General features: G+C 73.7%; 6 protein-coding genes. 2 read left to right on the forward strand and 4 right to left on the reverse strand.

What is annotated here, in order from left to right:
• A partial coding sequence (locus GTW43_RS38490) for a CatB-related O-acetyltransferase (RefSeq protein ID WP_161302789.1) occupies positions 1 to 635 on the reverse strand: 635 nt, incomplete at its 3' end.
• A gap of 153 nt (positions 636 to 788) precedes the next feature.
• Between GTW43_RS38490 and GTW43_RS16485 the strand changes: the two genes are divergently transcribed.
• Together GTW43_RS16485 and GTW43_RS16490 are read left to right on the forward strand one after the other, a co-directional pair.
• Positions 789 to 1,439, forward strand: a complete 651-nt coding sequence (locus GTW43_RS16485) for a TetR/AcrR family transcriptional regulator C-terminal ligand-binding domain-containing protein (RefSeq protein ID WP_161302794.1) — start codon at positions 789 to 791, stop codon at positions 1,437 to 1,439.
• A 179-nt stretch (positions 1,440 to 1,618) separates the two neighbouring features.
• Complete coding sequence (locus tag GTW43_RS16490) at positions 1,619 to 3,001, forward strand: DEAD/DEAH box helicase (RefSeq protein WP_161302790.1); 1,383 nt, start codon at positions 1,619 to 1,621, stop codon at positions 2,999 to 3,001.
• A 9-nt stretch (positions 3,002 to 3,010) separates the two neighbouring features.
• Here the strand turns inward: GTW43_RS16490 and GTW43_RS16495 are convergent, their stop codons facing one another.
• From GTW43_RS16495 to GTW43_RS16505, 3 genes are all read right to left on the reverse strand, one after another.
• The gene (locus tag GTW43_RS16495; RefSeq protein ID WP_161302791.1) at positions 3,011 to 4,252 is read right to left on the reverse strand and encodes a metallophosphoesterase; all 1,242 of its coding nucleotides are present in this window, start codon (positions 4,250 to 4,252) and stop codon (positions 3,011 to 3,013) included.
• Between the two features lie 152 nt (positions 4,253 to 4,404).
• Positions 4,405 to 5,928 carry an aldehyde dehydrogenase family protein gene (locus tag GTW43_RS16500; protein WP_161302792.1) on the reverse strand — a complete coding sequence of 508 codons (1,524 nt, stop codon included), beginning with the start codon at positions 5,926 to 5,928 and terminating at the stop codon, positions 4,405 to 4,407.
• Between the two features lie 78 nt (positions 5,929 to 6,006).
• Positions 6,007 to 6,552 (reverse strand): helix-turn-helix domain-containing protein (locus GTW43_RS16505; protein ID WP_161302793.1); only part of this gene is annotated, 546 nt, incomplete at its 5' end.

The following is a 6,552-nucleotide window of genomic DNA, read 5'->3' on the forward strand; positions in this document are numbered from 1 at the left end:
GCCGCAGCCCGCTCCAGGTCCGCGACCGAGCCGGACATGATCGTGCGGACGTGGGCCGTGACGTGCTCGAGCGGCCAGTCCCACCACGCGACGGCGAGCAGCCGTGCGACGTCCTCGGCGTCGTGGCGCGTGCGCAGGAGCCGGGCGGGGTTGCCGCCCGCGATGCCGTAGTCGGGGACGTCGGAGGTGACGACCGCGCCCGTCGCGATGATCGCGCCGTGCCCGATCCGCACGCCCGGCATGACGGTGACGCCGTGGCCGAACCAGACGTCGTTGCCGACGACGGTGTCGCCGCGTCCCGGCAGGTCCGAGATCAGGTCGAAGTGCTCGGCCCAGGAGCCGCCCATCGTGGGGAACGGGAAGGTCGACGGGCCGTCCATCCGGTGGTTGGCGCCGTTCATGATGAACCGCGTGCCGGTGCCCAGCGCGCAGTACTTGCCGATCACGAGGCGCTCGGGCCCGTAGTGGTACAGCACGTTGCGCGTCTCGAACGCGGTCGGGTCGTCGGGATCGTCGTAGTACGAGAACGCGCCCACGTCGATCAGCGGTGAGGTCACCAGCGGCCGCAGCAGAACGACGCGCGGGTGCTCGGGCATGGGGTGGAGCACGGTGGGGTCCGCGGGTACGGGCGGCATGGCGGAGGCGGTTCCTCTCGGCGGGGGCGGTGGGGCGGCGGGATGTCGGTGGGGCCGGGATCGGACGGAGCACTACTGCGACAACTGTCGCTTTAAGACGCTAGGATGCTCGCACACCCCGGCACGTCGATCAACTGGATTCACCGACCCCGCATGCGGCCGGCCCACCGGCCCCGACCCGTAGGAGGTCCGCCGGCCGTGACCGCGACACCGGACCGCCGCCCCGGCGGCCGCACCGCCCGTATCCGCACCCAGGTACTCGACGCGGTGCGCGCCGAGCTCGCCGAGACCGGCCACGAGGGACTCACCGTGGAGGGCGTCGCGACCCGCGCCGGGGTCCACCGCACCACCGTCTACCGGCGCTGGCACGACGTGGGCGGACTGCTGGTCGACGTCATCGAGTCCGCCGGTGAGATCGACTGGCGGCCGCCGGACACCGGCACGCTGCGCGGCGACCTCACCGCGCTCAACCGCGAGATCCAGGCGTCCCTGCTGGTCCGGCCCTCGCTCGCGACCGCCCTGATGGCCGCCTCCTTCCACTCCGAGCGGGCGGCGGCGGCACAGACCCGGCTGTGGGCCGACCGGTACGCCCAGTGCGCGGTCCTCGTCGAGCGGGCGGCCGCGCGCGGGGAACTGCCGCCGGGCCGCACCGACGCCCGGGGCCTTCTCGTCGCGGCGACGGCGCCCGTGTACCACGAGCTGGTGCTGCTGCGGTCCGACCCGGACCCGGACCTGCCTGCACGCGCGGCCTCCGCGGCGGTGCTCGCGGCGGCCGCGGGGGCGTTCGCCGAGCAGGGACACTGAGCAGGGTCACTGAGCAGGGGCACTGACTAGAGTCACTGAGCAGGGCGTTCGGTACGCGCCCTGTGCTAGCGTTGCGCTTTTGCGCCGTCGCCGTGTCGGTGCTCCGCCCGGCGCCCGTGGCCGGCGGCCCGTCCCCGCCGCGCCCACCTCGGTACGGTCCCCTCGGAGGAAGTCCTTCTGTGAGCGAGTCCACCCCCGCCGGTGCCGAGCCGACGCCCCCTGCCGCCTCCTTCGACGGGCTGGGGCTGCCCGCCGGCCTCCTGCGCGTGCTCGGCGAGCAGGACATCACCGTGCCCTTCCCCATCCAGGCGGAGGCACTGCCACCCGCGCTGGCGGGGCGGGACGTCCTCGGCCGGGGTCGCACCGGGTCGGGCAAGACCCTCGCCTTCGGCCTCGGCGTGCTCGCCCGCACGGCCGGGCGGCGCGCACAGCCCAAGGAGCCGCTGGCGCTCGTTCTCGTCCCCACGCGCGAGCTCGCGCAGCAGGTCTCCGAGGCGCTCACCCCGTACGCCGAGGCGCTGCGGCTGCGGCTGGCGACCGTCGTGGGCGGGATCTCCCTCGGGCGTCAGGCCGCCGCGCTGCGCGACGGCGCCGAGGTCGTCGTCGCGACGCCCGGCCGCCTGCACGACCTCATCGGCCGTAAGGACTGCCGGCTCGGCCGTGTGCGCATCACGGTCCTGGACGAGGCCGACCAGATGTGCGACATGGGGTTCCTGCCGCAGGTCACCGAGATCCTGGACCAGGTGCGCCCCGACGGACAGCGCATGCTGTTCTCCGCCACCCTCGACGGCGACGTCGACCAGCTGGTGCGCACCTATCTGCACGACCCGGCGGTCCACTCCGTCGACCCGTCCTCCGCCGGGGGCACCGCGATCGAGCACCACGTCCTCGTGGTGCACGGCCCGGACCGGTACGCCGTGACCACGGAGATCGCCGCCCGGGACGGCCGCGTCCTGCTGTTCCTCGACACCAAGCACGGCGTCGACCAGCTCACCCGGCACCTGCGCGCCCACGGCGTGGCCGCCGCCGGGCTGCACAGCGGCAAGGCACAGCCGCAGCGCACCCGGACCCTCGCCCAGTTCAAGAGCGGCGAGGTCACCGCGCTGGTCGCCACGAACGTCGCCGCGCGCGGCCTGCACGTCGACGACCTGGAGCTGGTCGTCAACGTCGACCCCGCGACCGACCCCAAGGACTATCTGCACCGTGCGGGCCGCACGGCCCGGGCCGGCCGCTCCGGCACCGTCGTGACCCTCGTCGTGTCCGGCGGGCGCCGGGAGGCGGCACAGGTCCTCGCGGACGCCGGTGTCGCCGCGCGGACCACCAAGGTGCGCTCGGGCGAGGCGGAGCTGAGCCGGATCACCGGTGCCCGGACCCCCTCCGGCACGCCGCTCGACGGCACGCCCGCCGGGACCCGCGCCAAGAACCACAACGAACCGTTCCGCGGTCTCGGCAGCACCAAGGGCGGCTCCGGTGCCTCCGGCGGCCGGCCGTCCCGCAGGGGCAGCGAGGCCCGCAAGCTCGCGGAGGCCCGCAAGGCCGCCCGCGTGCGCCGCGGAAAGTGACCTCCCGGCTCAAGAGGCCGTGTCGGCCTGAGCCGTGTCCGCGTCCCGCCCCGGGGAGCGGAGCACCAGGAGGGTGATCTCGCTGGGTGCGAAGACACGGAACGGCGGGCCCCAGAAGCCGGTGCCGCGGCTCGTGTAGAGGAGCGTGCGCGTGCCGTGCCGGCTGAGGCCGGCCAGTGCGGGCTGGTCGAGGCGGACCAGATGGTGGAAGGGCCAGATCTGGCCGCCGTGGGTGTGTCCGGAGAGCTGGAGATCGACTCCGCCGGCCGCCGCCCGGTCGACGAACTTCGGCTGGTGGGCCAGGAGCAGCACCGGGAGCCCGGGGTCGGCGCCCTGGAGCGCGTCCTCGAGGCGGGCGCCGTGGCCGGCCAGGCCGGAGGACTCGGCGGTCACGTCGTCCACGCCCGCGACGACGAGGGTGTCGCCGCCGCGCTCCAGGAGCACGTGACGATTGCGCAGCGGCTCCCAGCCCAGCTCGTCCATCAGGTCGACCCAGCCCTGCGCCTGGCTGTAGTACTCGTGGTTGCCGGTCACGTAGACGCGCGCGTGGACCGCCCGCACGGTGCCCAGCGGGGCCGCCTGGGCGCGACGGCGTTCGGCCGTGCCGTCCGCGATGTCGCCGGTGTGGCAGACGAGATCGGCCTCCAGGGTGTTCACGGTGTCGCAGACCCGGGCCGACCAGCGGGCACGGTCCAGCGGACCGTAGTGCGTGTCGGTGATGAGCGCGACGCGGGTGCCGTCCAACCCGGCGCCCAGGCGCGGGAGTTCCACGTCGAGCGTGCGGACCCGCGGCACCCTGCGGGCCTCGGTGTACCCCCAGACCAGCAGCACGGCGGACACGCCGAGGATCGCCCACGCGGTGATCCGGGCCCGGTCCTGGCCGTCGCCGACGCCCGCCACCACCAGCACGAGCCGCAGCAGCACGCCGAGCAGGACGGACCAAGTGAACAGGACCCAGACCGAGCCGAGCAGCGTGTCACCGACGACGGCCGCACGGTCCTGCTGCCGACGGCCGTGGCCGCGCATCATCGCGAGCGGCATGCCGGTCAGGCCGAGGACGCCGAGCACGGTGCCGGTGACCGTGACGGGCACCGGCCACTCCTGGCCGCCGTACAGCAGCACCCAGCTGGGCACGGCCCAGAGCAGGACCGGCGCGACGAGCGGGAGGTAGCGCATGAGGCGGCGCACGAGGCCCGGCCGCTCCGCGGGTGCCTCGCCGTCGGCCGGACGTGTCTCGCTGGTGTCGGTCACGCTTCCCCTCCCACGACGGCCGGGCTGCCGTCGGGCGCACTGTATCCGGTCGCCACGGAACCGGCCGGAGGGGAGGCCCGTGTGCCCGCGGCGCGAATCGGCCACGGGCACACGGGCACACGGGGACAGCGGCACACGGGGAGGAGCGCGGCCTAGAAGAACCCGAGCTTCTTCGGCGAGTAGCTCTGGAGGATGTTCTTCGTCTGCTGGTAGTGGTCCAGCATCATCTTGTGCGTCTCGCGGCCGATCCCGGACTGCTTGTAGCCGCCGAACGCCGCGTGCGCCGGGTAGGCGTGGTAGCAGTTCGTCCAGACGCGGCCGGCCTGGATGGCGCGGCCCGCGCGGTACGCCGTGTTGGTGTCGCGGGTCCACACGCCCGCACCCAGGCCGTACAGCGTGTCGTTGGCGATCTTGATGGCGTCGTCGAAGTCGGCGAAGGACGCGACCGAGACGACCGGTCCGAAGATCTCCTCCTGGAAGATACGCATCCGGTTGGAGCCCTCGAAGATCGTCGGCTGTACGTAGTAGCCGCCCGCCAGTTCGCCGTCGTACTCGATGCGCTGACCGCCCGTCAGGACCTTGGCGCCCTCCTGCTGGCCGATGTCCAGGTAGGAGAGGATCTTCTGGAGCTGGTCGTTGGAGGCCTGTGCGCCGATCATCGTGTCCGTGTCCAGCGGGTGGCCCGGCTTGATGGCCTCGGTGCGGGCGACCGCGGCGTCGATGAACTCGCTGTAGTGGCCCTGCTGCACCAGCGCGCGCGACGGACACGTGCACACCTCGCCCTGGTTGAGGGCGAACATGGTGAAGCCCTCGAGGGCCTTGTCGCGGAAGTCGTCGTCCCGCGCCCACACGTCGTCGAAGAAGATGTTGGGCGACTTCCCGCCCAGCTCCAGCGTGACCGGCTTGATGTTCTCCGAGGCGTACTGCATGATCAGCCGCCCCGTGGTGGTCTCACCCGTGAAGGCGACCTTCGCGACGCGCGGGCTGGACGCGAGCGGCTTGCCGGCCTCGACGCCGAAGCCGTTCACGATGTTGACCACGCCCGGCGGCAGCAGGTCCGCGATCAGCGACATCCACACGTGGATCGACGCCGGGGTCTGCTCGGCCGGCTTGATGACCACCGCGTTGCCCGCGGCCAGCGCGGGCGCCAGCTTCCAGGTGGCCATCAGGATCGGGAAGTTCCACGGGATGATCTGCGCGACGACGCCGAGCGGCTCGTGGAAGTGGTACGCGACGGTGTCGTCGTCGATCTCGGAGAGCGAGCCCTCCTGGGCCCGGATCGCGCCCGCGAAGTAGCGGAAGTGGTCGATGGCCAGCGGGATGTCGGCGGCCAGCGTCTCGCGGACCGGCTTGCCGTTCTCCCAGCTCTCGGCGACGGCGAGGAGTTCGAGGTTCTGCTCCATGCGGTCGGCGATCTTCAGCAGGACGTCGCCGCGGGCGCCCGGCGCGGTGCGGCCCCAGGCGGGTGCCGCCGCGTGTGCCGCGTCGAGGGCTCGCTCCACGTCCTCCGCGGTGCCCCGGGCGACCTCGGTGAACGGCTGCCCGTTCACCGGGCTCGGGTTCTCGAAGTACTGCCCGCGGGCCGGCGGTACGTACTCCCCGCCGATCCAGTGGTCGTACCGGGGCCGGTAGGAGACGACGGAGCCCTCGGTGCCGGGAGCCGCGTATCGGGTCATGGGATGCCTCCTGTGCGCGCTGCTGCCGTCCGCCGGACGGCCGGGTCGCCCCGGAGGCTAGAGGCGCGGACGTTGCAGCTACGTTGCGTACGGCCCCGCGCCCTGCTCCGCGTCGAGCGCGGCCAGCCGGGCGAGCACGGGCGGGGCGGGCCGGGCCGCGGCGAGCGCCCGCCACACCTCCAGGTCGTCCTCGCCCCACGGCGCGTGCGCCCAGTCGGCGAGCAGGTCCGGGTCGCCGCGCGCGATGAGCGCCGCCCGCAGCCCGTCGGCGAGCCGCCGCCTGATCCGGGCCACCGCCGGTGCCTGCGACAGCGGCAGCAGCGGACCGCAGTACGCGGCCGCGGCGGCCGTCACCGCGCCCGACTCCAGCCGCCGCTCCACGACCGACAGGTCGGACTCCACCGGCACGGCGAGCCGGTACGGCCGGGACTCGAGCACTCCGGGGCCCAGCACCCGGCGCAGGCGCGCGAGTTCGGCCCGCAGCGTCACCGGGGTCACCGACTCGTCCTCGTACAGGCAGCACAGCAGCTCGTCACCGGTGAGGCCCTCCGGGTGGCGGGCCAGCAGCACCAGGAGCTCGCTGTGCCGGCGGCCGAGCCGCATCTTGTGGCCCGACGGCGTGAA

Source organism: Streptomyces sp. SID5785 (genome assembly GCF_009870065.1).
GTDB lineage: Bacteria > Actinomycetota > Actinomycetes > Streptomycetales > Streptomycetaceae > Streptomyces.